Here is a 25,871-nt window from a genome sequence, read left to right on the forward strand (position 1 = left end):
AGCCCTCTCCCTTAAAAAGAGAGAGGGGGCACACCGCGCCCCTCTTCACCACTCTATTCCATCTCTGCAAAAATCGCCGACAGGCCGCTACGCCGTTCCGTACGCGTGGCAATCGCCTGCGCCAGCAGGTTTTCATCGGCATACATCGACAGCCGCGATTTTGCGCGGGTAATGGCGGTATACACCAGTTCGCGGCTCACCACCGGAACCAGCTGTGTCGGCAGAACCAGCGCCGCGTGCGTGAATTCAGACCCCTGAGATTTATGCACCGTCATCGCCCACGCGGTGTCGTGCTCCGGCAGGCGGCTTGGCTGTACCGACTTAATCGTGCCATCCGGCATCGGGAACCAGACGCGCATCCCCTGCCCGCGGTCCAGTGCGATACCTATATCACCGTTGAACAACCCCAGAGCGCTGTCGTTACGGCTGATCATGACCGGGCGGCCTTCATACCAGCGCGAATGGCGCTGCGGCACGATCTGACGATGACGGGCCAGCAGTTGCTCAAACTGGGCGTTTAGCCCGCCCACGCCCCACGGCCCTTCGCGTAGCGCGCACAGCAGCTGGTACTCACCAAAGGCCGCCAGCACTTCTGCCGGGTCGGCCTGCTCGCGCAGTCGCTGTAAATAGTGACCGTAGCCGGCGCGTGCATCATCGAGCATCGCGGCATAATCATCCGTCGAGCGCAGCGGTTTCAGTTCGATATCGTGAAAACCACGGGCGAAGACTTCACCGACGGCGTTCTTGTCGCCTCGGTTCACCGCGCCGGCCAGTTGCCCGATACCTGAATCACTGCCAAAACGGTAGCTGGTTCGCAGCAGGCACAGACTGTCACGCAGTGCGCCGGCGACCGGGCCGTCGCCCGCCGGGACCGTTGCCCCCACCAGACGGCTCAGCTGTGCCGCTCGTTCGGCGGTATACCCCGCGCTGACCCAGCTACAGATATCGCCCAGCACGGCCCCCGCCTCAACCGATGCCAGCTGGTCGCGGTCGCCGAGGAAAATCACCCGCCCATGCGACGGCAGCGCGTCAATCAGCCGCGCCATCATCGGCAGGTCAATCATCGACGCTTCGTCGACAACCAGCACGTCAAGGTGCAGCGGGTTACCCGCGTGATAGCGCATCTTCTGGCTGCCGGGCTGCGCGCCCAGCAGACGGTGCAGCGTACTGGCTTCCGTCGGTAGCATCGCCTTTTGCGCCTCATTCAGGGCGAGCTTGCGCAGCGCCGCGCCAAGGGACTCGGTTAATCTTGCCGCCGCTTTACCGGTTGGCGCCGCTAAGCGGATACGGCATTTTTCGCCCCCAGCCATCTGCACCAGCGCCGCCAGCAATTTGGCTACCGTCGTGGTTTTACCGGTGCCCGGCCCGCCGGAAATCACCGAAATACGCCGCGTCAGCGCCACGGCGGCAGCAACTTTTTGCCAGTCGACGCTTTCGCTCGCGGGAAATAGCGCGTTCAGCGTTGCGTTAAGCTGCGCGTCGTCCACTGCGAACGGCAGTTGGGTATCGTTGAAGAAGCGCGCGACCGTCAGCTCATTACGCCACATGCGGTTAAGGTACAGGCGATCGCGGCTGAGGATCAGCGGCGACGGGCGTTCGCCAGCGCTCACCGCCGCCGAGGCCAGCAGCAGCGTGGCCCAATCGTCCGGCGCATCGGCTTCGGCAAACAGCCGTTGCCAGAGTTCGCGCACGCGGCCTTTCGGCTGCGCGACAGGCGTCAGGTGCGACAGCGGCAGGCAAACATGCCCTTCGCCGGTATCACGGCTGAGCATCGCCGCCGCCAGCATCACCGCCGGGTGTTCATCTTGTGCGACCATCAGCGCAAACTGTACGTCCAGCGGGCGAAGCAGCCGTAGTTCCACGGCTTCCAGCAAACGTTGTTCCAGCGTCATGCGTCCATCTCCTCGCCTTCTCCGGCGAACAGCGCATCCATTGCTGCGATCAGCACCGGGTCAGGTCGGGTGGTAAAAATCCCCTGCTGCCCCGCGTCGCCGTTAACGCCGCGCAGGAACAGGTAAATAACGCCGCCAAAGTGGCGTTCATAGTCATAGTCGGCAAGGCGGTGGCGCAGATAGCGGTGCAGCGCCAGGCTATAGAGCTGATACTGCAAATCGTAGCGATGCGATTGCATGGCCTCCGCCATCGCCTGCTGGGTGTAGGCTTCGCCGCTTTCCCCGAGCCAGTTGGATTTGTAGTCCAGCAGGTAATAGCGCCCGTCGTGGCGGAAAACCAGGTCGATAAAGCCTTTCAGCATGCCGCGTACCTGGCGGAAGTCCAGCGTTGGGCAGCCTGCCGAGAGAGGATCATAGCGGCGGGTTAAGGCATCCAGCGCCAGCGGATCAAGCGGGCGGCTTATCGGCAGATAGAACTCCATTTCAACCTGTTTTTGCTTTGCACTCAATTGATTGAGCGCAATGCCCGTATCCGCCAGCGGAGCGGCCAGCACCTGAGAAATCCACGCCGTCAGTACCGGCTCCCACTCTTCGCCAAAACCGTTGCTTTGCAGTTTTTCCGCCATCCATTCCGCTGAAATGGGCTGAGTGAAGTCGAGGTCTTCAAACAGACTGTGCAGGAAGGTGCCCGGCGATGCACCCCGCGGGAAATTATGCGGCGTCAGCAGCTGCTCCGGCGGCGTTTCTGCCGTGCCCGCAGCATCAATATCCAGCCTCGGCAGCAGATCCTGCGCCACGCTGTGACCACGCTGCTGAAGGCCGGAATAGCTGGTCACCCGCCAGTCGTCCACGACGCGACGCAGCACCTGCCGCGCCGCCAGTTCAGGTGCAGGTGCTTGTGTCGCCTGCCAGCGCTCGCCGTTCGGCGGCGTCGCGAGCGTCAGCGCAATATGTTCATCGCACAGCGCGCGCAGACACGCCTCCAGGCCAGCGGCATCCCGCACTTCACCTTTCTGCATCAGCCTTCCCGGCGCGCTGTGGTGTAATTCGGAATCCGTGGGTTTATCGCTGCGTCGCGCGGTCAGCGGCGCGAGCCCCAGGCTGCAGTGCCAGACCGCTCGGGTTAAGGCGACGTACAGCAAACGCAGATCTTCAGCCAGACGCTCGGCCTCCGCCAGTTCAAGGCTTTCATCGCTTTCGTTGAGATCCAGCACCGCCGCGAACGATTCCCGGTCGTGATAAAACGCCTGCTTCTCTTTACGGAAGCGAGCGATAAACGGCAGCCACACCAGGGGATATTCCAGCCCTTTCGATTTGTGGATAGTGACTATCTGCACCAGGTGCTTGTCGCTCTCCAGACGCATCTGCTGACTGGACGCATTGGTATCCGGTTCCGCAATCTGCTGGTTCAGCCAGCGCACCAGCGCGTGCTCGCTCTCCAGTGCACTCGCCGCCTCCTGCAGTAATTCACTCAGGTGCAGAATATCCGTTAAGCGCCGCTCACCGCCGTGGGTCGCCAGCAGATTTTCCGCCAGCGAACGCGCGCTCATCAACGCGCGAATCATCGGCATCACGCCGCGCCGCTGCCAGATAAGCCGGTAATCGCTGAACTCTTCAACCAGCGCATCCCAGGCCTGTTCATCCTGATTTAACCGTTCGATATCCCGCGCGTTGAGGCCAAACATTGCCGTCGCCAGCGCGCTGCGCAGCGTATTTTCACGCTCCGGCGTCAGCACCGCCTGCAGCACCCACAGCAGCTCCTGGGCTTCCGGGGTTTCAAACACGCTGTCGCGGTTGGAGAGATAGACCGACGGGATCGCCAGCGCGTTGAGCGCATCGCGAATCAGCGATGCCTCCTGGCGGTTACGCACCAGCACCGTAATATCCGAAGCCTGCACCGGGCGGGCGCTGTCACCGCGCCACAGCAGGGCCGTGCCGCGCTGGCCACCGTCCAGCCAGTCGCGAATCTGCGCCGCGCACTGCTGAGCCATAAAGTTCTGGTAGTCCCCCGCGCTAACGCCTTCGCCGGGCATCAGCCATAGGTTCATGGCCGGCTGATTTTCGCCGTCAAACTCAAAGCGCAGCGAGGCATTTTTCGCCGCCGACTTCACCGGCTGAAACGGAATATCACGGAACATGAAGGGGTTATCAACCAGCCCGAACAGGCGGTTGACGCTCGCCACCATGCCCGGCGCGGAACGCCAGTTGGTGTCGAGCGTGTAATGGGCGGCCACGTCGCTGCGTGCCCGCATGTAGGTAAAGATATCCGCGCCGCGGAAGGCGTAAATCGCCTGCTTCGGGTCACCGATCAGCAGCAGCGCGGTGTCCGGCTGCTGACGCCAGATACGGCGAAAAATACGGTACTGCTGCGGGTCGGTATCCTGGAATTCATCGATCATTGCTACCGGGAAACGCTGACGGATAGCGGCAGCCAGCGCCTCGCCGCTTTCACTCTCCAGCGCTTCATCCAGACGGCTTAGCATGTCGTCAAAGCCCAGTTCACCGCGGCGGCGTTTCTCACGAGCGACCGCTTCACGAATCTCTTTCATCGCCTGGGCGATGACCAAATCGTTCAGCGTCAGCGGCGACTCAAGCAGGCGCTCAATAGCACTGAACAGGGGGTGAACGGGAACCTTGCCGCCGGCTTTGGTGCGCTCGGCGAGGAACGACTGGCTGAATTTTTCCAGCGCGTCGGGCAATTGGTAGGTTTTGCTCTCTTCCTGCGCCCAGTTGCTGATCTTATCGATCCACTTTCCCTGGTTGCCACGGTTGAACTTGCGGCGATCGAGATCCGAACCTTCCAGCAGCGGCTCCAGCTCACCTACCGCCGCCAGCCACTGCTGTTTGATAGCGTTGATGTGCTCGAGGATCTGCTGATGCCGTGATGCCAGCGTTTCTGTCGTACTCAGCGGCATCTTCAGCTGCGGCGCTTCCCCTTGCAGGTAGCGGTCAATCGATTTCAGCAGATCCTGCGGCCCTTTCCACGACTCGACAATCACCTGTGCAATATCGCGGTTCAGCGGGTAGCAATGACGTCGCCAGAAGTCGGCGCAGGCCTGATAGCGTAGCTGGGATTCATCCTCAATCAGCTGCTGCTCGAACAGCATGCCGGATTCAAACGCGTTGAGACTGAGCATTCGCTGGCAGAAACCGTGGATGGTAAACACCGCTGCGTCGTCCATCTGCCGCTCGGCCAGCAGCAGCACGTTGGCCGCCTGCTGGCGGTCATCGATTTCCGCCAGCAGGCTGGCGTAGAGCGGGTTATCGGTGGCGTTGCGCAGGCAGGCGACGCGCAGCTCGTGAATATTGCTGCGAATGCGCCCACGCAGTTCTTCGGTTGCCGCTTCGGTAAAGGTGACGACCAGCAGCTCTTCGACGTTAACCTGCCGGGGAAAGGCGGCTTCTCCGCCCAGCCCCAGCAGCAGCCGCAGATAGAGTGCGGCGATGGTGAAGGTTTTTCCAGTGCCCGCTGAGGCTTCAATCAGGCGCTCACCGTAGAGGGGCAAACGCAGGGGATCAAGGGACTCGGCGGTTTCGGTCATTCGTTCTCTCGTATCGGTAAAGTTTGCTGCAACGCGCTGATGCTTTCCCATGCCTTCCAGCCCTTAGGACGCGCATAGTCCGCTTTGCCGTTCTGGCTACCGGAAACCTGCGAAAGTACCGTCATGCCCTGCGGCGCAACGACCGTCTGGTGGAAGAAATCGGCCAGCTTTTGCGGCGTTAACCGTTTAATCTGGGCCACTACTTTAGCACGTGAATCAAAGGCCATATTACCGCGATCGAAATCTTTGCTCAGTTGCGAGGCTTCATCGCCCAGCGTTTGCGGTGCCTGAAGCATGTCGGCAATCACTGCCTGCTGAATTTGCGCGAACTCTTCCGGCTTCATCACCCGCAGCTTTTGCTCAGCGGTCGGGAAGAAAGCCTTAAAGCGCTGCCATAAAAACGCAGGCTGCTTCTCGTTGCTTTGCAGCAGGAAGCCCATGCCCCACTGGCGACCTATGTTCATTGAGAAAGCAAAGACGGCGTAGCCAAGCTGCTCTTCAGTGCGCAGCTGGTTATAGAACCAGGGCTGAACAATCTGCGCCAGCATCGCGCTGGCAGCCGAGCTGGAGAACTCGTCGACGTTAGGCGGTACAAACACCGCCGCCAGCGCGGAGTCGGTGCTATTACCCGCTTTCTCGATGATAACGTTCTGCTTTTTATCAACCAGTACGTCTTTGTTGCGGCACCACTCGCTGCCGTTAGCACCAAGCTGAGACTGGACCGCACGCGCCAGCGTCGTCGACTGCTCGGCGCTGAGGTTGCCAATCACCATAAACTCCGGCCGGCCGCCGGTTTTCAGGCGATCGCGGTAGGCCACAATATCCTGCAGCGTAATCGACGGTAGCAGCGCTTTACGCTCTTCACGCTGGAAGTACGGCACCTGTGAAATCATCTGTACCGGCATAATCGCCTGTTCATAGGCTTTGCCTTTGTCAGCAGAGTCGAGCATCTGCTTATACCAGGACTTCGCCTGCTCAAGCTGCTCTTCTGTTGCTGCATAGCTGAAGTAGCCCTGCAACAGCGCTTCGAAAAGCTGCGGCAAGCGCTGGGTGTAACCATTGGCATTCAGCATCAGGCCATTATTCGCACCGGTAGAGAAGCTGATGCCGCCCACCGCCGCCTGGTTGCTTAACTGGTCAAGCGCAATGCCCGCCAGGTAGTCGTTCAGGGCAAACATCACCTGATTTTTCGCGCTGTCCATCGCCTGCGGGTTACGCAGGATCATGGTGATATCAGCCTTCGGCTCGCTGGCAAAATAGCGGCTCGGCATATAGACCAGGCGCAGGTTGGGCTCATCGACAATAAGCGTTGGGTGCGTAGCGGTCTTTTCGTTTTTAATCAGCGCGAAATCATCCGGAATATACGGGTTCAGCTGCGGTAAATTGAGGGTAATGCCCTCGCCCGCCTTCTGCCATCTGGCAAACGTCTCCGGCGTAATTTTATCCACCTGATAAGGCGCATCAACAAAGTAGGCCACCTTGTTATGCGGCTCTTTCTGGCTGATGTACCAGACTCGCGCATTCTGCGGCGTCATCATCGCCAGACGATCTTTGATTGCCTGTGCGTCGTAGCGATCGGCAATATTGACCGCATCCAGCGTGTGCTGCACCGGCACGCGGATCATGGTATCCGCCAGCCATTCGACATAGTCCATGTCGCGGTTGATTGACGGGTAGCGGAAGTCGAGGTCCAGCACGTGCGCCAGCTCGTCGAAATAGCGTTTATCCACGCCTTTCTGGCGCAGCATCTCAAGGTAGCTAAAGATAGCCGCTACGACTTCATCGCGGTGGGCAAGGCCTTTGTCGGTTAAGGTGGCGGAAATTGCCAGTACGCCGCTGTTGCCGTTCACTACCGGGTCAGAGTCGGCGCGGATCCCTTCCACCAGCCCCTGTTTTTGCAGCCAGTCGGATAGCGTGCCCGGCGTGCGGTTGCCGATAAGATAGGTGATCAGTTCGTCGGTTTTGCTACGGAACTGCGCAGAGTTGTTATCAATACGAAACTCAACGCGCAGCACTTTTCGCGGCAGCGCCGGCACGTAGTGGATAACAATCCCTTTCTGCGCATCGGTGACGACCGGGACGGTAATTTCCGGACGCTCAATCGCTTTATCAGGGACGCGGCCATAGGTCTGCGCGGCGATCTGCGCCAGCTCCGGCAGCGGTTTGTTGCTGTAGATAACCGCCTTCATCAGATTGGCAGAATAGTATTTGTCGCGGAATGCCAGCAGCGATTCGTAAACCGGGCTGCCGGGCTTATCGCTCAGCGTTTCAAGGTTGCCGCCGGAGAAACGCGCCCCCGGATGCGCCGGGTTAATGGTTTCTGCGCTGACTTGCGCCATGCGCATCCCGTCTCGGGTACGCGCCATGGTCAACTCGGCATTCACCGCATTGCGTTCTCGATCGGCGTATTTTTTCTCCAGTAGCGGCGAGGCTATGGCGTCCGCCAGGCGGTCAACGGCTCCCTGGAGTGCATCATTTTCCACTTCAAGATAGAACGCCGTCCGGTACGGCGCGGTGCTGGCATTATGGCTGCCACCGTGCAGCTTGAGAAATTCCGAGAGGCTATCGGGCTGCGGGTAATGCTTTGAGCCCATCAACGTCATATGTTCAAGGAAATGCGCGAGGCCGGGGTGTGCGTCAGGATCTTCCAGCGAACCGACCGGCACCACCAGCGCCGAGAGCGATTTTACCGCCTGAGGATCGGACACCAGCAGCACCACCATGTGGTTATCCAGCGTAATCGCCTGATACTGACGGGTGTCTTTATCACTTTTGCGGATGGTTTCCTGAATCGGCTGCCATCCGGTGTCTGCCTGACCTACGGTCGCCCAAAGGGCGGTAACAAAAACAACGATACTCAACCAGATACTGCGGGGCATTCACGGACCTCACCATTAACAAATACAGCTGAATCTTAATGCTTATGCGGGCAGTTCCTGGCCTGGGCGCTGGCTTTGGCTGGCTGCCACTCATCGGTCCGTGACGCGTTATGCATACTAAATGAACAACTCCGCTTGCGCAATTTTTATACAATCACTGCGATTGATGAAACCGAAACAGCGGCAGCAGATACGGCGTCGTCTGTTCAACTATTGCCTCATACTGCGCGGGTTCCAGGGTACGCCACAGGCGTTGATACCAGACATCGGCCCCTTCGCCGCTCACCACCATATTGCCTTCATACGCCTGCATAAACTTGCTGCGCGCTTTTTGCTGCGTGTCCTCGTCCCTTAAGATGGCACCTTTTTCGGCATCGTAACAGGCTTTTATCCATGCCCCGCCGCTTTCGGGTAAGAACAGCAGCGGCTGGCACATTCCCTGTCGATAACCTTCCACCAGCTGCGAGAGATAGGTTTTCGCCTCATCAATCGCCAACGGTGGGAAGCACCATTCACCTTCTTTACGCAGCAGCAGCCGGCTTTCACCGTTGCCGCCGCTAACACAGTAGACAAGGTGTTCCAGCCAAAGTTGCATTCCTTGTGCCACGCTAAGCAAAGATGGCCGCCAACGCAACAATCCATTCTCCTGAACCTGTGGTAACCATCCCGTTATGTTAACCCCGTCGCAATCAAGGTCTATTTCCATGCTTTTTCCGACCCGGCGATATTCAATAACCCGCGCAGCCAGTGCGGCCATCTCCTGGCGCTGAGCTTCCCAGGCAATTTCACCGAACGGCCCGTAGGGGAGCTCGCCCGCTGCGCGATAGCGGCGATACATCGGTTCTGCCTCCTGCTCTTCAATCAGGGTATTGAGCAGTTGCTGGTTAAGCTGGTAGCGCGTCAACCCTTCCAGCGTGAACGGCTCGGTATCCGGGATATCGTTCTCCTCGCTGCGGAAATTAACCTGCAGACGCAGTTGGAAGAAGGCGCGAACGGGGTGCTTCCAGAAGCGCTGGAGCTGCTCCAGCGGCAACGTGGTCAGTGCGAGAGGCTCCAGCGGCTGGATAAATTCACCGTGGGCTTCTCCCTGTCGGCCAGCTGCCGCCAGCCACTCACGGGCATAGCTTTGCCGCTCGTTAGCCTGGTAGTTTTCGGCATCAAACGGCATTCGGCTATGCAGGTGCATAATATGCTGCTTCACCCGCCGCTCGCTTTCGTCGCAGTTGAGCGCCTCGTCACCTTCCAGACAGTGGCTCTGGCCGACGTAGTCCAGCAGCTCCTGCACCAGCACCGACGGATAGCGCTCGCTGTTATCCTGAATAGAACGGCCGATATAGCTGATATAGAGCGCTTTTTCCGCCGACATCATCGCTTCAAGGAACAGATATCGGTCATCATCGCGGCGGCTACGGTCACCACGAACCGGTTTCTGACTCATGAGATCAAAGCCCAAAGGAGCCAGCGCGCGTGGATAGATACCGTCATTCATCCCCAGCAGACACACCACCTTGAACGGGATGGAGCGCATCGGCATAAGGGTACAAATATTAATAGGGCCCGCCAGGAATCGCTGGCTGATACGTTCCTGATCGAGGCGCTGCGCCAGTTCGTCTCGCAGCAGCGTCAGCGGCACATCGCCCGCATACTGTGACTGCACGCCTTGGGCAATAATCGCCTGCCACTGCTGTTCAATCAGGGTCAGCGCCGCTTCGGTATCCTGGTCCGGCAGGAAGAAATCATTAAGCATGTCGCGGCATACCGGCAGCCATTCCTCCAGCGAACGCGCCTGCGTCAGCACCTGACGCCAGCGGTTCAGTTGCATCAACAGCGAGGCCAGATGCCCCACCAGCTCGGCAATCAGCCCGCTGGATTCATCGTACGGCAGCACCTCCTGCCACTCCCCCTGGCTGCTCTCCATGGCATAGCCCAGCAGCATGCGCGTCAGACCAAATCGCCACGTGTGCTGCCCGGTTGCCGGCAGATCCAGCTCACGTACGTTGTCGTCGTCCATCCCCCAGCGCACGCCGGATTCACTCACCCATTGGCGCAGATGCTGTAGCCCCGCTTCATCAATATTAAAACGCGCCGCCAGCACCGGCACGTCGAGCAGCGCCAGCACGTCTTCGCTGGTAAAGCGGCTGTCCGGTAAGGAGAGCAGCGTAATAAACGCCTGCATCGCCGGATGCGCCTGACGGGCGCGGCGGTCGGAAATAGCGTACGGCAGAAAGCGTTCACCGGTTGCGCTGCCGAACACCGCCTGAATAAACGGGCTGTAGCTGTCGATGTCTGCCACCATCACGATAATGTCGCGCGGCGTCAGCGTCGGGTCGGCCTCAAGCATTGCCAGCAGACGGTCATGCAGCACTTCCACTTCGCGCTGCGGGCTGTGGCAGACGTGGACGGTCAGGCTGCGGTCATCATGGGCCAGCGCGCGCTTGTGACCACTCCACGCAAACTCTTCGGCGGTGCGCCCGGCTACGGCGCTATTTTTGAGTTCCAGCACATCGTACTGAAGGTTGTGCAGCAGGTTATCCGGCTCAATGTCAACGAAGGCGTCCAGCTCCTGATAACGCTCCAGCCCCGCCAGCAGATAAATATAGTCGCGCCCCAGCTTGCCCCAGGAGGCCAGCATCGGGTTGCCGACGTCCTGTTCCCCGTCATCGTTAAACAGCCCCGGTGCGCGGCTGGCATCCTGGAACAACGGCAGCTCGCGCTGTTCGCGGTAATGCCGACGCTGGCGCGCCATCAGGCGGGCAAGAAACGCGGGGTCTTTAATATCGCCCCAGTAGTAACGGCACGGGTTGGTAAACAGAACGTAGATATCAACATGTTTGCCCAACGCCTGTAGCGCATGCAGGTACACCGGCGGCAGCGCGGAGATACCACAGATAAACACCCGTGACGGCAGCCCGGCAGGTGCTTCAGCACTGTTTTCCAGCGTGTCAATAAAGCGCTGATAGAGATTGGCTCGATGCCACTGCGGCTGCCCCAGCGCAGCAGTATGTTCAACCAATGCTTTCCACAGCGGAGCCTGCCACTGCTGCGCCTCGCCGACGCCGTCAACGAATTCACCAGCCTCCCATTGGGTCAGCCACTGCGGTCGATACACCAGATACTGGTCGTAAAGGTCCGCCACGCGGGAAGCCAGCTGGAACAGCTTGCGTTTATCCGCGTCGTCGGTCAGATAGTGGCGCAGCGGCATAAAGGCTTCCTCATCCAGCATGCCCGGCAACAGCGTCATCAGCTTCCAGCTCATGCTCTGTTTGTTAAAGGCGCTTTCGCCTGGAATATCGGGCAACACGCGGGTAAACATGTCCCAGATAAAGCTCGCGGGCAGCGGGAAATCGATGTTGGCGGCAATGCCAAATCGCTGAGAAAGCGTCATCTGGAGCCACTGCGCCATACCGGTGCTCTGCACGAGGATCATTTCAGGCTCGAAGGGGTCAGCCAGCCGGTCCTGCTCAACGATAAATTCCATTAGCGCTTCCAGCACGTCCAGACGGTTGGAGTGGTAGACCCTTAACATATTCGCTCCTGACTACTGACTGACCGGGCAATGCAGACGCGTCATGCGTCCCTGCCTGCCCATGGGGGTGGTAATAGTAGCACTGATGCTGACACAACGTTGTGACGTTGTCTGTACCCGCTGGCTGCGCCAGCCTTCCGGCAGCACCGTAGGCTGCGGCTGCGTCTGCTCCCAGGCATAGCGCCACAGCTGGCGATACTGGCTAAGCTGAGCGCTAGCGGTAGCCAACGCCCGGTAATAACCGCCAAGGGCCGTGACGACCAGCACCATCAACGCCATCGCCAGTATGACCTCCGGCAGGCTAAAACCGCGTGTTCTCAGGGTATCTGACATAGCACCGCCTCTTTTAACGGGCAAAAATCACTCCAGCCGTGGGTCGAAAATTGCAGGCCGCTTGCGGCCCAGCGCCCGGATTGCCACAGCTGAAGATCGCCATTTTGCGCAATCAGCAACAGCCTGCCGTCGTTCTGCAGACGCGCGCAGACGCGGCTTTCGCCCAGCGACAGGCACTGGATGCCCGCCTCCACCCGCCAGGGTTGGCCTATTCCCCACTGCAACGCGGAATGCACCTGTGACGTGCGCTGCAATGCCCTGCTTTCGTCGGTGACCGTCGCCAGCTGGCGGCGCTGCGCCTGATTCAGCCCTTGTAGCATCAGGCTACCCAGTACCAATAGCATCAGTACCATGGCAAGCGCAGAGGCGCCGCGCTCGCGGTTCACAGGTTGTATCCCGTCACGCTGTACTGCGCGCTCACCGTATTGCCGCGCGTATCGCGAGCGGAAAGGACGATAGCAAGCTGTGGCATTAAGCTAACCCGCGCGCTACGCGTGACCTGAAAGTCGGTAACCGTGAGGGTCGCGGGGTCCGTCATTTTATCCCATCCGCCCCCTTCACAGGCGGTCGCACCGCGCCGCGTTTCCAGCACGCCGGTCTGTAAGCGAAAACCAATGCTGTCAGCCTCATCGGCGGGCGCGGTTTGCCAGGCACCGTTGCTGTCGCCATCCCAGCGAATAATCACGCACTGCCCCTGACGCGCAATGTACAGCGCATCATCACCGCAGCGCTCGCCGCCGCAGTACCCCGCTCGCTGTAAATGCTTCGCGAGGGTAAACAGCCGCTGCCAGACCTCCTCCTCCAGCGTTTGCTGCTGTATTTGCGCCAGCACGCCGCGCTGCAGGGCAGGCAAAAAGCGTGATGCGCCCAACAGCAGTATGCTGGTGATTGCCATCGCAACCAGCACTTCCAGCAGTGAGAACCCTCGCATCAGCATGCCCCCTCTTCACACAGACGTATTCGCCCCCAGTTTGAAACAACCACGGTCCAGCGTCCCGCCTCGCTGGCTATCGCAAGGCTACCGGCCCATGCGGTATTGCGCAGGCCAAAGAAGGCCAGATTTGGCGTCATTTTGCTGAGCGAGACTTCTTCCCACTCGGGCTGAAATACCGCAGGATTCCCCGCCGGGCAGCCTTCCAGCACCGCGTCATCTGCCGTAAGACACCAGCGCTGAGCGGTACGGTTTACCCGTAGCCGACGATCGCGGTTGTGCCAGTTGGCATCGTTACGCAGGTAAATCAGATAGTCCCGTAGCGCAGACGCCGTTTGCCATAGCCGTTGCTCCTGCTGCCAGCTGCGCCAGCCGTACAGGCCGGTAGCGCTGAGGATCAGCACCAGCGCCACGGCGGCTAAGGTTTCGATAAGGGTGTAGCCTCGTTCTCTGTTCATGCCGACAGTGTGCGGCGGCGCCAAGGGGATGACGAGAGGCGGTCGCGCATTTTTGCTGGGCGCGATGAGGGAAATATGAGGGCGTTGCAACCCGCGACAAAAAAATCGGAAGCATCATTCAAAGAATAAAAAAAACGGCGCTGAAATCAGCGCCGTTTGTCATGCCCGGAAGCTTAGATGGCAACCGGCGCTTTGATACCCGGATGCGGGTCGTAACCTTCGATTTCAAAGTCTTCAAAGCGATAGTCGAAAATCGAGGCCGGTTTGCGTTTAATCACCAGCTTCGGCAACGCGCGCGGTTCGCGAGTGAGCTGCAGCGCAGTCTGTTCCATGTGATTGTTGTACAGGTGAGTGTCACCACCGGTCCAGACGAAATCACCCACTTCCAGGTCGCACTGCTGCGCCATCATATGCACCAGCAGCGCGTAGCTGGCGATGTTGAACGGCAGGCCGAGGAACACGTCGCAGGAGCGCTGGTACAGCTGGCAGGAGAGCTTGCCGTCCGCCACGTAGAACTGGAAGAACGCGTGGCATGGCGCCAGCGCCATTTTGTCCAGCTCGCCGACGTTCCAGGCCGAAACGATGATACGGCGCGAGTCCGGGTCGTTTTTCAGTTGGTTCATCACGGTGGTGATCTGGTCGATATGACGGCCGTCCGGCGTCGGCCAGGCGCGCCACTGTTTACCGTAGACCGGGCCAAGATCGCCGTTCTCATCGGCCCATTCGTCCCAGATGCTGACGTTGTTTTCATGCAGATAGGCCACGTTGGTGTCGCCCTGCAGGAACCACAGCAGCTCGTGGATAATCGAGCGCAGGTGGCAACGTTTGGTCGTCACCAGCGGGAAACCTTCTTGCAGGTTAAAGCGCATCTGGTGGCCAAAAATGGAGACGGTACCGGTGCCGGTGCGGTCATTTTTCGGGGTGCCCTCATCGAGCACCTTCTGCATCAGTTCAAGATACTGTTTCATGCTTCCTCAGGAGATCTGTTGCTGCGGACGGCGAAACGCCCAGACCATCATAATGATACCCGCAAGCACCATCGGAATCGAAAGAATCTGCCCCATGCTGATGTACTGCACCCACTCGCCGGTGAACTGCGCATCCGGCTGGCGGAAGAGTTCGCAGATGATACGGAACAGACCGTAGCCAATCAGGAACAGGCCTGAGACCGAGCCCGCCGGACGCGGTTTACGGATAAAGAAGTTCAGGATCAGGAACAGCACCACGCCTTCCAGCGCCATCTCGTACAGCTGTGACGCGTGACGCGGCAGCGAGCCGTAGGTATCAAACAGCGTTTGCCATTCCGGGTGCGACGGCAGCAGCGCCAGGTCTTCCGCACGGGAGCCAGGGAACAGCATGGTGTAGTGGAAGCTTGGGTCCACGCGGCCCCACAGCTCGCCGTTGATAAAGTTACCCAGACGACCGCAGCCCAGGCCAAATGGAATCAGCGGCGCAATGAAGTCGGAAACCTGGAAGAAGGTACGCTTGGTGCGGCGGGCGAAGATAATCATCACCACGATCACGCCAATCAGGCCACCGTGGAAGGACATACCGCCGTCCCAGACGCGGAACAGATACAGCGGGTCCTGCAGGAAGGAATCGAAGTTGTAGAACATCACGTAGCCGATGCGCCCGCCGAGGAACACCCCGAGGAAGCCCGCATACAGCAGGTTTTCAACTTCGTTTTTTGTCCAGCCGCTGTTCGGGCGATTCGCGCGACGCGTCGCCAGCCACATCGCGAAGATAAAGCCCACCAGGTACATCATGCCATACCAATGCAGGGAGACCGGTCCGATGGAGAAAATTACCGGATCGAAGTCCGGGAAACGCAGATAACCACTATTCATCTGTCACCACAAATGCTTGTTATTCCGCCGAAAGTGGACAGCGGTAGAGATGCGCGCCGTAGGCTTCAGGCGCTCCAAAGGTGCGAATGATAGCATAAGGCGGATGAGAGGTGATGCGCCGAAGATGTAAAAGATATGTATAAGCAAGCAGCTTCGCTCGACCAGGTTACGCAATGGTGCTGCATGTAGGCCGGATAGAGCAACGCCGCCATCCGGCAAAGGACGCAGGAGCCTGATGGCGCTGCGCTTATCAGGCCGACAAAGGCAATCAGAGACCGCCGCGAATCAGGCCGCCAAGGCCACGACGTTCCATAAAGGCCGCCACCTGATGACGCACTTCAGTCGCCATCTGCGCTTCGAGGCTGCGCTGGGCCAGAGTCTGGGCATCTTCGAGTTCGATATTGCGCAGCAGATACTTCACGCGCGGTACCGAGCGGCCGTTCATCGACAGGTGGCGGAAACCCAGGCCAATCAGGATAGTCACGCACATCGGATCGCCGGCCATTTCGCCGCACAGACGTAAATCGATACCGTAGCGTTCGGCTTCCTGCACGATCATCGACAGAACGCGGATCATGCCCGGATGCAGGCTATCGTAGATACTGGCCACGCGAGTGTTGTTGCGATCTACCGCCAGCACGTACTGGGTAAGATCGTTAGTGCCTACCGAGATAAAGTCGATACGGCTGGCCAGATGCGGCAGCATAAAGACCATCGACGGAACTTCCAGCATGATACCAATGCGCGGTTTCGGAATCGCGTAGCCGATCATCTCTTCCACTTCGCGACCGGCGCGGTCGATCAGACGACGCGCTTCGTCCACCTCTTCAAGACTGGTGACCATTGGCAACAGAATACTCAGGTTGCCGGTGGCGGCATTGGCGCGCAGCATGGCGCGAACCTGAACGAGGAAGATTTCCGGCTGATCGAGCGTAATGCGGATCCCGCGCCAGCCCAGGCATGGATTCTCTTCGCTAATCGGCATATAAGGCAGCTGCTTATCTGCGCCAACGTCCAGCGTACGCAGCGTCACCGGCTTGTCGTTGAACATTTGCAGCATCCCCTGATACTGCGCCACCTGCTCCTCTTCGGACGGGAAGCCGCTTTGCAGCATAAAGGGAATTTCAGTCCGGTACAGGCCAATACCGTCAATGCGACGGCCCAGCTTTTGTTCATGTTCCGGGCTCAGGCCGGCGTTGAGCATCACCTTCACGCGTTCGCCGCTTTTCAGCTCCGCCGGGCGTTCAACGTCCCCTTCCGCCAGGCGGCTGAGCTCGTTCTCTTCGCTGATAAGGCGCTGGTATTCCTGTAACAGGATCGGTTCAGGATCGACCAACAGCTCGCCGCGGTAGCCGTCTACCACCAGCGTGCGGCCGTGCAGTACCGATGGCTGAATATCGGCGCCCATCACCGTTGGGATCCCCAGCGCACGCACCATGATCGCCGCGTGGGAGTTGGCTGCGCCGTCGCGAACGACCACCCCCGCCAAACGATCCTGCGGCACTTCCGCCAGCGTGGTGGCAGAAAGCTCATCCGCGACCAGCACAAAACGCTGCGGCCAGCCGTTGGCCCCTTGGGTTGTGTCATCGAGATGGAACAGCAGACGCTGCCCCAGCGCGCGCAGATCGCCCGCCCGTTCTTTCAGGTAGCCGTCGCTGAGCGCAGCAAACTGCTCGGCAAATTTTTCAACAACCGTTTTGACCGCCCATTCGGCTACCGAACCTTTATCTACCGCGGTAAACAGCGCGCGGCGCAGGCTGGCGTCGGACAACAGGTGAGAGTAAAGGTCAAAAATCGCCGCCGTCTCGGTTTGTGCCCCGGCGGCATAGCGCTTGCTGTAGCGACGAAATTCGTTGGCCGCCTCTTCCAGCGCGCCGGTCAAACGCTCACGCTCTAGCTGGACATCCAGCGATGAGGCTTCATAAACCTGCTCCATCAGCGGCAGGGTGGCATCCATCCAGCCTTCGGCAATCGCCACGCCCGGCGACGCGGGCAGCGCGCGAATACGCGTTTGTCGATACTGCCCGAACAGCGCCGTCAGCTGCGACTGCGACAGAATGGCCGCCATTTGAGTGGCCAGCGTCACCAGGAAGGATTCTTCGCTTTCGTCGAACTGCCTTAGCTCACGCTGCTGCACCACCAGCACGCCCAGCAGTTGGCGGCGCTGAATGATCGGCACGCCAAGAAACGCGCGGAAGCGTTCTTCTTTGACTGAGGGGATGTATTTATAGCTGGGGTGTTTTTGCGCATCGGCAAGGTTGATAGGTTCGGCCAGGCGGCCAACCAGCCCGACGATACCTTCATCGAAGGCGAGCGTAATGGTACGACCGCGCGGTTTTTTCAGGCCGCGGGTCGCCATCAGGTAGAAGCAGCGTCGATCGTTGTCGGCAAGATAGACGGAACAGACCTCGGTCTCCATGGCCAGGCAGACGTCGGTGACCAGAATATCCAGCGCCTCGTTCAGCCGAGGCGCGCTTGCGACCTTCTCAACAATTTCGCGTAAGCGCGTGAGCATAATATGCGTGGCTTAACCTCTTTTACGTCGATAAGCAGGCGCGCTTTGCGGTTTTGGCGCGCTCTCCGCAAGCGCCATCACAACGCTGGCGAACTCTTTCATTACCCGGCGGTAGACGTCGCGTTTAAACGACACGACCTGGCGCACCGGATACCAGTAACTCACCCAGCGCCAGCCGTCGAACTCCGGCGTGCTGCTGGTTTGCATATTGATATCCGCGTCATTGCCGATCAACTGCAAGAGAAACCACTTTTGTTTCTGGCCGATACAAACCGGCTTTGTGTCCCAACGCACCAAACGTTTAGGCAACTTGTAACGCAACCAGTTTCGGGTCGAAGCGAGGATCCGTACATCCTTACGGCTTAATCCTACTTCTTCGAACAGTTCCCGATACATCGCCTGTTCTGCTGTCTCACCGGGGTTTATGCCCCCTTGCGGGAATTGCCAGGAGTGCTGACCATAGCGCCGGGCCCACATAACCTGGCCCTGACGATTGCAAATTACAATACCAACATTTGGGCGGTAGCCATCGTCATCAATCACCGGACTACCTCAAAATAAGCTTCAATGTGAATGATTGTTTCACACTCGCTGGAAACGGTAAACCACTCTATTACAGCACGACCACCGAATAACATTTGAATAACTCACAGTAATCATCAGAGTTATAAACAGCGAACGCGGCTGACCGTCGATTTTATTCACTTTTTCTGTGGATAGAGTTGTGAAGAAGTATGGAATTACCCAGGGAAAACCCAGAGTACTCTGAATAATCGCACGCAACCACCGCACAGTAAAACGATATTTTTCATTATGTTATTATAGTTCATCTTGATGCATTAGCGCATAACGTGATGATCATCACATAGGCGATCCCCCAACTGATGAAAGATCGAGCAACGTTGGTTTTATCCACAGAATGTGCCAACAAGTTAGGCATCTTTTGTGCGAAAATTCGATTTTCATCGCACGTCAAGGCTGTAAATTGAAACAGTAGTGGGGCTTTTCCCCAGTTATCCCATTTTTCTGTGGATAACATGGTGTAAGATCCTGTTCATTGTCAGTGACCAGAATTGGAAAACCTTTTTTCACGCCGTTTTTTTAGCGCATGGCATTCATAAAAATTCAATACAATCATAGCGTTGTTATATTTACCCAGAAAAAGTTAAACTCTATCCACCCCCGGTAAAACTGTCGTTCATTTTTTGACCAAGAGGCGCATTGTCATGTCAACGCTCGCTCCACTTTGCGAATCACCGAAAACCCAGGCCGATCTGCTCGCGCAGGCACAGCGGCTGGCGGGCTATTCGCTGGGTGAGCTGGCGGCAATGGCAGGTATCGTGGCACCCAACGATTTAAAGCGGGATAAAGGCTGGATTGGCGTGCTGCTGGAAATCTGGCTTGGCGCCAGCGCGGGCAGCAAACCGGAGCAGGATTTCGCGGCGCTCGGGGTCGAGCTGAAAACCATCCCCATCGACCGCCTGGGGCGGCCGCTGGAGACCACCTTCGTTTGCGTTGCACCGCTGACCGGCAACTCCGGCGTGACCTGGGAAAACAGCCACGTGCGTCACAAGCTCAAACGAGTATTGTGGATCCCGGTCGAAGGCGAACGGACAATCCCGCTGGCGGAGCGCCGCGTCGGCGCGCCGCTGTTGTGGACGCCCAGTTCGGAAGAAGAACGCCAGCTGCAAATGGACTGGGAAGAACTGATGGACCTCATCGTATTGGGTCAGGTCGAACGCATTACCGCGCGCCACGGCGAAGTGCTACAGCTGCGGCCAAAAGCCGCCAACAGTAAAGCGCTGACCGAAGCCATCGGCGCCCACGGCGAGCCAATCATGACGCTACCGCGCGGCTTTTACCTCAAGAAAAACTTCACCGCCGCTCTGCTGGCGCGCCACTTTATGCTGCAACCGCATTAATCTTTTTGTCCTACCGCGCGGCGGGATTATACTCCTCATGCTGCTGGCAACGGAGTTGCCGAACGGCAGCACCTACAACGTACTTCAATTGAATCTTTCGTTTTTTTGGCAGGACTTACCTAATGTTATTTGCATGGATCACCGACCCCAACGCCTGGCTTGCGCTCGGAACGCTGACGCTGCTGGAGATCGTTCTGGGGATCGATAATATTATTTTTCTCTCTCTGGTTGTTGCCAAACTCCCCACCGCGCAACGAGCCCATGCCCGCCGCTTAGGCTTAATGGGGGCCATGATCATGCGCCTGGGGCTGCTGGCCTCGATCGCCTGGGTGGTCAAACTCACCAACCCGCTGTTTACGGTGTTCGATCAGGCGATTTCGCTGCGCGATCTTATCCTGCTGCTTGGCGGGCTGTTCCTTATCTGGAAGGCCAGTAAAGAGATCCACGAATCCATTGAGGGCGATGAAGAAAGCCTGAAAACCAACGTGCATTCGTTCCTCGGCGCCATCGTGCAGATTATGCTGTTGGATATCATCTTCAGCCTCGACTCGGTGATTACCGCCGTCGGTCTGTCCGATCATCTGTTTATCATGATGGCGGCCGTGGTCATCGCCGTAGGCGTGATGATGTTTGCCGCACGCAGCATCGGCGAGTTTGTCGATCGCCACCCATCGGTGAAGATGCTGGCGCTGTCGTTCCTGATTCTGGTTGGTTTTACGCTGATTCTCGAAAGCTTTGACGTGCACGTGCCGAAAGGCTACATCTATTTTGCGATGTTCTTCTCGATTGCGGTGGAAAGTCTCAATCTGCTGAGAAATAAAAAAAATCCGCTTTAATCTGTTGCCCATAGCCCTCTTTTGAGGGCTATGTCTGATTTTTTTAAGATTTTCCTGCTTTATGCTAACCCTAAGGTCGGTTATTACTAGACTGTTAAGAGTGCGGCGATGAAGGGGAAAACGATGACAAAATGGGCAGTTTTGATTTCCGCAGTAGGTTTAGCGTTTGCTGTTTCCGGCTGTAGCAGCGATTACGTCATGGCGACGAAAGATGGCCGGATGATCCTGACCGACGGTAAACCGGAAGTCGACGACGACACCGGGCTTATCAGCTATGAGGATCAGCAGGGCAATAAGATGCAGATCAACCGCGATGACGTATCGCAAATCATTAAACGATAACGACGAAGGTCAGCCGCCTGCTGGCCTTTTTTCATTTTCTGCTTTCCCTTTTTCTTCCCCTCTGCCATTTTTATATTCCTTTGTCGGGACTCTTTCCCGACGTTGTTGATAAAAGGAAGCCGGCTTATGCAGTACCACCGTATCCCCCACAGCTCGCTTGAGATAAGCACCCTTGGGCTTGGCACAATGACGTTTGGTGAACAGAACAGCGAAGCCGACGCCCATGCACAGCTCGATTATGCCGTCAGCCAGGGCATTAATCTGATCGATGTCGCCGAAATGTACCCCGTACCGCCGCGGCCGGAGACTCAGGGCCTGACCGAGACCTACGTCGGCAACTGGCTGGCGAAGCACGGCAACCGTGAAAAGCTGGTTATCGCCTCTAAGGTCAGCGGCCCGTCGCGCAATAACGACAGCGGCATTCGCCCGAATCAGGCGCTGGACCGCAAGAACATTCGCGATGCGCTGCATAATAGCCTGACGCGCCTGCAAACCGACTATCTTGATTTGTACCAGGTACACTGGCCGCAGCGCCCCACCAACTGCTTTGGCAAGCTCGGCTATACCTGGGCTGATTCCGCACCGGTGGTCACGCTATTGGAAACGCTGGAAGCGCTCACCGAATATCAGCGGGCCGGTAAAATTCGCTATATCGGCGTCTCTAACGAAACCGCGTTTGGCGTGATGCGCTATCTGCATCTGGCGGATAAACACGATCTGCCGCGCATTGTCACCATCCAGAACCCGTACAGTCTGGTTAACCGCAGCTATGAAGTGGCGCTCGCAGAAGTGAGCCAGTTTGAAGGCGTAGAGCTGCTGGCCTATTCCTGCCTGGCGTTCGGCACCCTCACCGGTAAGTATCTGAACGGCGCAAAACCGGCCGGCGCGCGCAACACGCTGTTTAGCCGCTTTACCCGCTACAGCGGCGAGCAAACGCAAAAAGCGGTAGCCGCCTACGTGGATATCGCCAAACGTCACGGCCTCGACCCGGCGCAGATGGCGCTGGCATTTGTTCGTCGTCAGCCGTTTGTCGCCAGCACGCTGCTCGGCGCAACCACGATGGAACAGTTGAAAACCAACGTTGAGAGCTTACATCTGGAATTGAGTGAAGAAGTGCTCGCGGAGATTGAGGCGGTGCATCAGGTTTATACCTACCCTGCACCGTAATTTATCGGCCGGATAAGTCGGTTACGCCGCTATCCGGCAATGTGCGCCGGGATGCCTGATGGCGTTACGCTTATCAGGCCTACAGGGCCGTGCGCGACGCGATTGTACGGCTCGTCGACATCCGGCCAGGATGCCTGATGGCGCTGCGCTTATCAGGCCTACAGAACGGGTGTAGGCCGGATAAGGCGGTCACGCCGCCATCCGGCAATTTGAGCGCTGCGCTTGCCGCTCTGTCAACGGTGCTTACCCCACAGCCACAGCGCGATAATCGCCAGCGCAAACAGCACGCCAAAGCCCACGCCCACGCCGACAACCGGCACGTCGACCGCCACCGCCAGCGAGTAAAGCCCCAGCATAATCAGCATCGCGCTGTTTTCACCGAGGTTCTGTACCGCAATGGCGTTGCCTGAGCCCACGGTATGTTTACCGCGATCCTGCAACAGCGCATTCAACGGCACGATAAAGAAGCCGCCGCAGATACCGATGATAAACAGCAACACGTAAGCGGGTAGAATGGCATGCTGAAGAGCGAAAATCGCCACCACGACGCCAATCAACACCCCGGCAGGCAAGCAACGAGCCACCGTTTCCAGCGTCACCATCTTCGCCGCTGCCGCCGCGCCCACCACGATACCCACTGCCACCATGGCGTTAAGATAGGTTGGCGTCGCGTTATCGGTCACGCCTAGCGCCACCGGCACCCACAGCACCAGCAGAAAACGCAGCGTTACACCCGCGCCCCAGAACATGCTGGTACCGAGCAGCGAGAAACGCGTTTCGCCGTTATGCCACAGAACGCGACAAGCGTTGAAAAAGCTGGCGGTCATCGAACGAAAACGCCAGGACTGGCCCGGGCGCGCCGCCGGCAGCTTCGGGATAAAGATATTCGCCACCACCGCGCCGCCGTAAACCATCGCGCACAGCGCCAGCGCCCCGACCACGCTCCAGTCGGCCACCACGCCGCCCGCCACGGAGCCGATAAGAATAGCCGCGATGGTGGAGGCTTCCATCAGACCGTTGGCTTTCACCAGCTTATCGCCGGTGGTCATTTCGCCCAGAATGCCGTACTTGGCAGGCGAGTAAGCCGCCGCGCCGATGCCCACCAGCGTATAGCCAATAAACGGATTAAACCCGATGCAAATCATCGCCGCGCCCGCCAGTTTCAGACCGTTGGCGAACATCATCACCCGGCCTTTACCGTAGCTGTCCGCCCCCTGACCGACAAACGGTGCGAAGAGAATGTAAGCGCCCACAAACACCATCTGCAGCACCGGCTGGCTCCAGTCCGGATAGTACTGCTGTTTCATGAGTGCCAGCGTGGCAAACAGCAGCGCGTTGTCGCCAAAGGCCGAAAGGAACTGGGCGGCAATGACCGCCATCATGCCTTTTGACCAGATTGAGGTGTTAGTGTGTACTGACTCACTCATGCGGCTGTTCCGTTTCTGCAACCATGCTTTTAAGGGTGACGAAATCCGGTTTACCGCTGCCCAGCAGCGGCAGCTGTTTCAGCCAGCGAATGTCGCGAGGGACCGCCAGCTCCGGCACGCCGTGAGCCCGCGCGTACTGTAAGAGACCGTCACGGGTCAGTTCATTATCGGTGGTAAACAGCACCAGCGCCTCGCCTTTGCTGGCGTCGGTTTTCACCGCGGTCGCGTGCATCTTATCGGGCGACACGGCCAGCGCCATCAGTTCGACCGTTTCCAGCGACACCATTTCGCCCGCAATTTTGGCGAAGCGTTTGGCACGCCCCTGAATCTGTACGTAGCCCTGGGCGTCGAAAGCAACAATATCGCCGGTGTCATACCAGCCGGTTTCCCGCTCACCATGCTGATTTTCCGCCGTTGGCGCTTCCAGTACGCCCGGATTTTCTACACGCAGATAGCCGCACATCACGTTCGGCCCTTTCACCTGCAGACGACCGCCCTGCTCAATGCCCGGAACGGCCAGCAGACGAGCGTCCATCCCCGGCAGAATTCGCCCTACCGTACCCGGCTTCGCCGCCATCGGCACGTTGATCGACACCACCGGCGCGCACTCGGTTACGCCGTAGCCTTCAAGAATGCGCAGGCCGAATTTGTCCTGCCATAAATCTTTGGTGCTTTGCTGAAGCTTTTCCGCCCCGGCTACGACATAGCGTAGACGATAGAAATCGTACGGGTTGGCGAAGCGCGCATAGTGACCTAAAAACGTCGAGGTGCCGAACAGCACGGTGCAGTTACGGTCGTATACCAGCTCCGGCACCATACGGTAGTGCAGCGGGCTCGGGTAAAGGAACACTTCCGCGCCGGTCAGCAGCGGCGTAAACAGACCCACCGTCAGGCCGAACGAGTGAAACAGCGGCAGCGCCGACATAAAGCGGTCGTTGGCGGTAAAGTCGGCGATGGTTTTAATTTGCTCGACGTTAGCCAGAATGCTTTTGTGGCTGTGCACCACGCCTTTAGGGTGACCTTCCGAGCCTGAGGTAAAGAGCACCATTGCCGGGTCTTCCGGCTTTTGCGGCACCTGCGCCAGATGCGGCATCAGCACGCGCGAGAAGATCCACAGCTTGTCGGCGGTGGTGACGTCGCCTTTTAAATCTTCCAGAAATACCCAGCGCACCTGGGTGAGCTGCTCGGTGAGATGCCAGAGCTTGCCTTTATCGAGGAACGTACGCGAAGTGAAAATAGTGCCGATTTGCGCCGCGGTAATGGCGCTGGACAGCCCTTTGACGCCCGCGGTGTAGTTCATCATCGCCGGAATGCGACCCCGCGCGATGGCGCCGAAAATCACCGCGGCGCTGATACCGGCATTGGGCAGCATCAGACCGATCTTTTCACCCTTCTGGCTGTATTTTTCGAGAATACGTGCCACAAACAGCGTTTTGGTGAGCAATTTGCGGTAGCTATCGGGCTGGAAGTTAATGTCTTCAACACAGTGCTTTTTCTCACCAAAGCGGTAGATTGCGCTCAACAGCGATTCATACAACGTTTCGCGCGGTCGCACCGCCATTCGAGCTTCCATCATGATCTGATGCAGCATTTCGCCAGCAATGCGGCGGCGGTCACGCGCGCGCGGCGCCTCAGGCATCGGCAAGGTAGTCGGTGGCAGCAGGTGCAGCTGAATGCGCGGGAACATCCGGCGCTTAACCAGCCCTTTCAGGCGGCTGAAGTAGCTCAGCTCGGCCCCTTCAATGCGCACCGGGATAATCGTCGCCCCTGATTTTGCCGCCACAAAGGCTGCGCCATCGTAAATTTTCATCAACGATCCCGACACCGAAATGCGCCCCTCCGGGAAAATCACCACCGGACGGCCCTGTTCAATCAGCCTGACCAGATGTTTGATAGACATCGGTTTTGTCGGGTCCAGCGGGACAAAATCGATGATCGGCGTCAGCCAACGCATGAACCATTTTTGCGAAATAGAGGTGTAGACGGCGAAAACCGGGCGAACGGGGAGAAACAGCGCCAGCAGAATGCCGTCGATAAACGAAACGTGGTTAGGCGTAATCAGCACCTTTGGCTGGCTGAGCGCCTCGGTGTTACCGGTCATCCGTACCCTGAATAACACCTTGAAAAGCTGTCGGAAGAAACAGAGAAGCATACCAACTCCTTTTGCCGTAGTTTTGTCTTTGCAAGGGTACACGAGAAAACCGGGGAAAAGCAGCAGACTGGCGGGTAGAGGCAAAAAAAAACCTGCGCATCT

19 protein-coding genes are annotated in these 25,871 nt (G+C 58.3%); 5 read left to right on the plus strand and 14 right to left on the minus strand.

What is annotated here, in order from left to right; genetic code table 11:
- Positions 1-53: 53 nt before the first annotated feature.
- The 12 genes from recD to rppH form a co-directional block, all read right to left on the minus strand.
- Positions 54-1,892, minus strand: a complete 1,839-nt coding sequence (gene recD, locus V6942_RS01950) for an exodeoxyribonuclease V subunit alpha (RefSeq protein ID WP_106925940.1) — start codon at positions 1,890-1,892, stop codon at positions 54-56.
- Complete coding sequence (gene recB / locus V6942_RS01955) at positions 1,889-5,434, minus strand: exodeoxyribonuclease V subunit beta (RefSeq protein WP_333500810.1); 3,546 nt, start codon at positions 5,432-5,434, stop codon at positions 1,889-1,891. Before recB ends, recD begins: the two co-directional genes overlap by 4 nt.
- Positions 5,431-8,313 carry a pitrilysin gene (gene ptrA / locus V6942_RS01960; RefSeq protein WP_182967129.1) on the minus strand — a complete coding sequence of 961 codons (2,883 nt, stop codon included), beginning with the start codon at positions 8,311-8,313 and terminating at the stop codon, positions 5,431-5,433. Before ptrA ends, recB begins: the two co-directional genes overlap by 4 nt.
- 154 nt (positions 8,314-8,467) lie before the next feature.
- Entirely contained in the window at positions 8,468-11,839 is a 3,372-nt protein-coding gene (recC, locus tag V6942_RS01965; RefSeq protein WP_333500755.1) for an exodeoxyribonuclease V subunit gamma, read from the minus strand.
- Positions 11,840-11,851: 12 nt separating this feature from the next.
- On the minus strand, positions 11,852-12,172 hold the full coding sequence (locus V6942_RS01970) for a prepilin-type N-terminal cleavage/methylation domain-containing protein (protein ID WP_106925932.1): 321 nt from the start codon (positions 12,170-12,172) through the stop codon (positions 11,852-11,854).
- On the minus strand, positions 12,157-12,558 hold the full coding sequence (locus V6942_RS01975) for a DUF2509 family protein (RefSeq protein WP_106925930.1): 402 nt from the start codon (positions 12,556-12,558) through the stop codon (positions 12,157-12,159). Before V6942_RS01975 ends, V6942_RS01970 begins: the two co-directional genes overlap by 16 nt.
- Positions 12,555-13,103, minus strand: a complete 549-nt coding sequence (locus V6942_RS01980) for a prepilin peptidase-dependent protein (RefSeq protein ID WP_420107828.1) — start codon at positions 13,101-13,103, stop codon at positions 12,555-12,557. The genes V6942_RS01975 and V6942_RS01980 overlap by 4 nt, the downstream gene beginning before the upstream one ends.
- On the minus strand, positions 13,103-13,561 hold the full coding sequence (locus V6942_RS01985) for a prepilin peptidase-dependent protein (protein WP_106926117.1): 459 nt from the start codon (positions 13,559-13,561) through the stop codon (positions 13,103-13,105). Before V6942_RS01985 ends, V6942_RS01980 begins: the two co-directional genes overlap by 1 nt.
- A gap of 173 nt (positions 13,562-13,734) precedes the next feature.
- A complete protein-coding gene (thyA, locus tag V6942_RS01990; protein WP_106925926.1) occupies positions 13,735-14,529 on the minus strand; it encodes a thymidylate synthase in 795 nt (264 codons plus the stop codon).
- Positions 14,530-14,535: 6 nt separating this feature from the next.
- Positions 14,536-15,408: a prolipoprotein diacylglyceryl transferase gene (lgt, locus tag V6942_RS01995; protein ID WP_106925924.1), complete on the minus strand. Its 873-nt coding sequence runs from the start codon at positions 15,406-15,408 to the stop codon at positions 14,536-14,538.
- A 268-nt stretch (positions 15,409-15,676) separates the two neighbouring features.
- The gene (gene ptsP, locus V6942_RS02000) at positions 15,677-17,923 is read right to left on the minus strand and encodes a phosphoenolpyruvate--protein phosphotransferase (protein WP_106925922.1); all 2,247 of its coding nucleotides are present in this window, start codon (positions 17,921-17,923) and stop codon (positions 15,677-15,679) included.
- A gap of 12 nt (positions 17,924-17,935) precedes the next feature.
- A complete protein-coding gene (gene rppH, locus V6942_RS02005; protein WP_035893962.1) occupies positions 17,936-18,466 on the minus strand; it encodes an RNA pyrophosphohydrolase in 531 nt (176 codons plus the stop codon).
- A gap of 453 nt (positions 18,467-18,919) precedes the next feature.
- Between rppH and V6942_RS23380 the strand changes: the two genes are divergently transcribed.
- From V6942_RS23380 to V6942_RS02030, 5 genes are all read left to right on the plus strand, one after another.
- Entirely contained in the window at positions 18,920-19,063 is a 144-nt protein-coding gene (locus V6942_RS23380; RefSeq protein WP_413774302.1) for a hypothetical protein, read from the plus strand.
- 86 nt (positions 19,064-19,149) lie between these two features.
- Positions 19,150-19,845 carry a DNA mismatch repair endonuclease MutH gene (gene mutH / locus V6942_RS02015; RefSeq protein WP_106925918.1) on the plus strand — a complete coding sequence of 232 codons (696 nt, stop codon included), beginning with the start codon at positions 19,150-19,152 and terminating at the stop codon, positions 19,843-19,845.
- 122 nt (positions 19,846-19,967) lie between these two features.
- Positions 19,968-20,681: a TerC family protein gene (locus V6942_RS02020; protein WP_106925916.1), complete on the plus strand. Its 714-nt coding sequence runs from the start codon at positions 19,968-19,970 to the stop codon at positions 20,679-20,681.
- Between the two features lie 123 nt (positions 20,682-20,804).
- Positions 20,805-21,023, plus strand: a complete 219-nt coding sequence (locus tag V6942_RS02025; protein WP_035893968.1) for a YgdI/YgdR family lipoprotein — start codon at positions 20,805-20,807, stop codon at positions 21,021-21,023.
- Between the two features lie 126 nt (positions 21,024-21,149).
- The gene (locus V6942_RS02030) at positions 21,150-22,190 is read left to right on the plus strand and encodes an NADP(H)-dependent aldo-keto reductase (RefSeq protein WP_106925914.1); all 1,041 of its coding nucleotides are present in this window, start codon (positions 21,150-21,152) and stop codon (positions 22,188-22,190) included.
- A 233-nt stretch (positions 22,191-22,423) separates the two neighbouring features.
- Here V6942_RS02030 and lplT read toward each other — a convergent pair whose 3' ends face one another.
- Together lplT and aas are read right to left on the minus strand one after the other, a co-directional pair.
- The gene (gene lplT / locus V6942_RS02035; RefSeq protein ID WP_333500757.1) at positions 22,424-23,617 is read right to left on the minus strand and encodes a lysophospholipid transporter LplT; all 1,194 of its coding nucleotides are present in this window, start codon (positions 23,615-23,617) and stop codon (positions 22,424-22,426) included.
- Positions 23,610-25,769 (minus strand): bifunctional acyl-ACP--phospholipid O-acyltransferase/long-chain-fatty-acid--ACP ligase, encoded by a 2,160-nt coding sequence (gene aas / locus V6942_RS02040; RefSeq protein ID WP_106925910.1) that lies wholly within the window; start codon positions 25,767-25,769, stop codon positions 23,610-23,612. The genes lplT and aas overlap by 8 nt, the downstream gene beginning before the upstream one ends.
- Positions 25,770-25,871: the final 102 nt, after the last annotated feature.

Source organism: Kluyvera genomosp. 2 (assembly GCF_036759865.1).
GTDB lineage: Bacteria > Pseudomonadota > Gammaproteobacteria > Enterobacterales > Enterobacteriaceae > Kluyvera > Kluyvera ascorbata_B.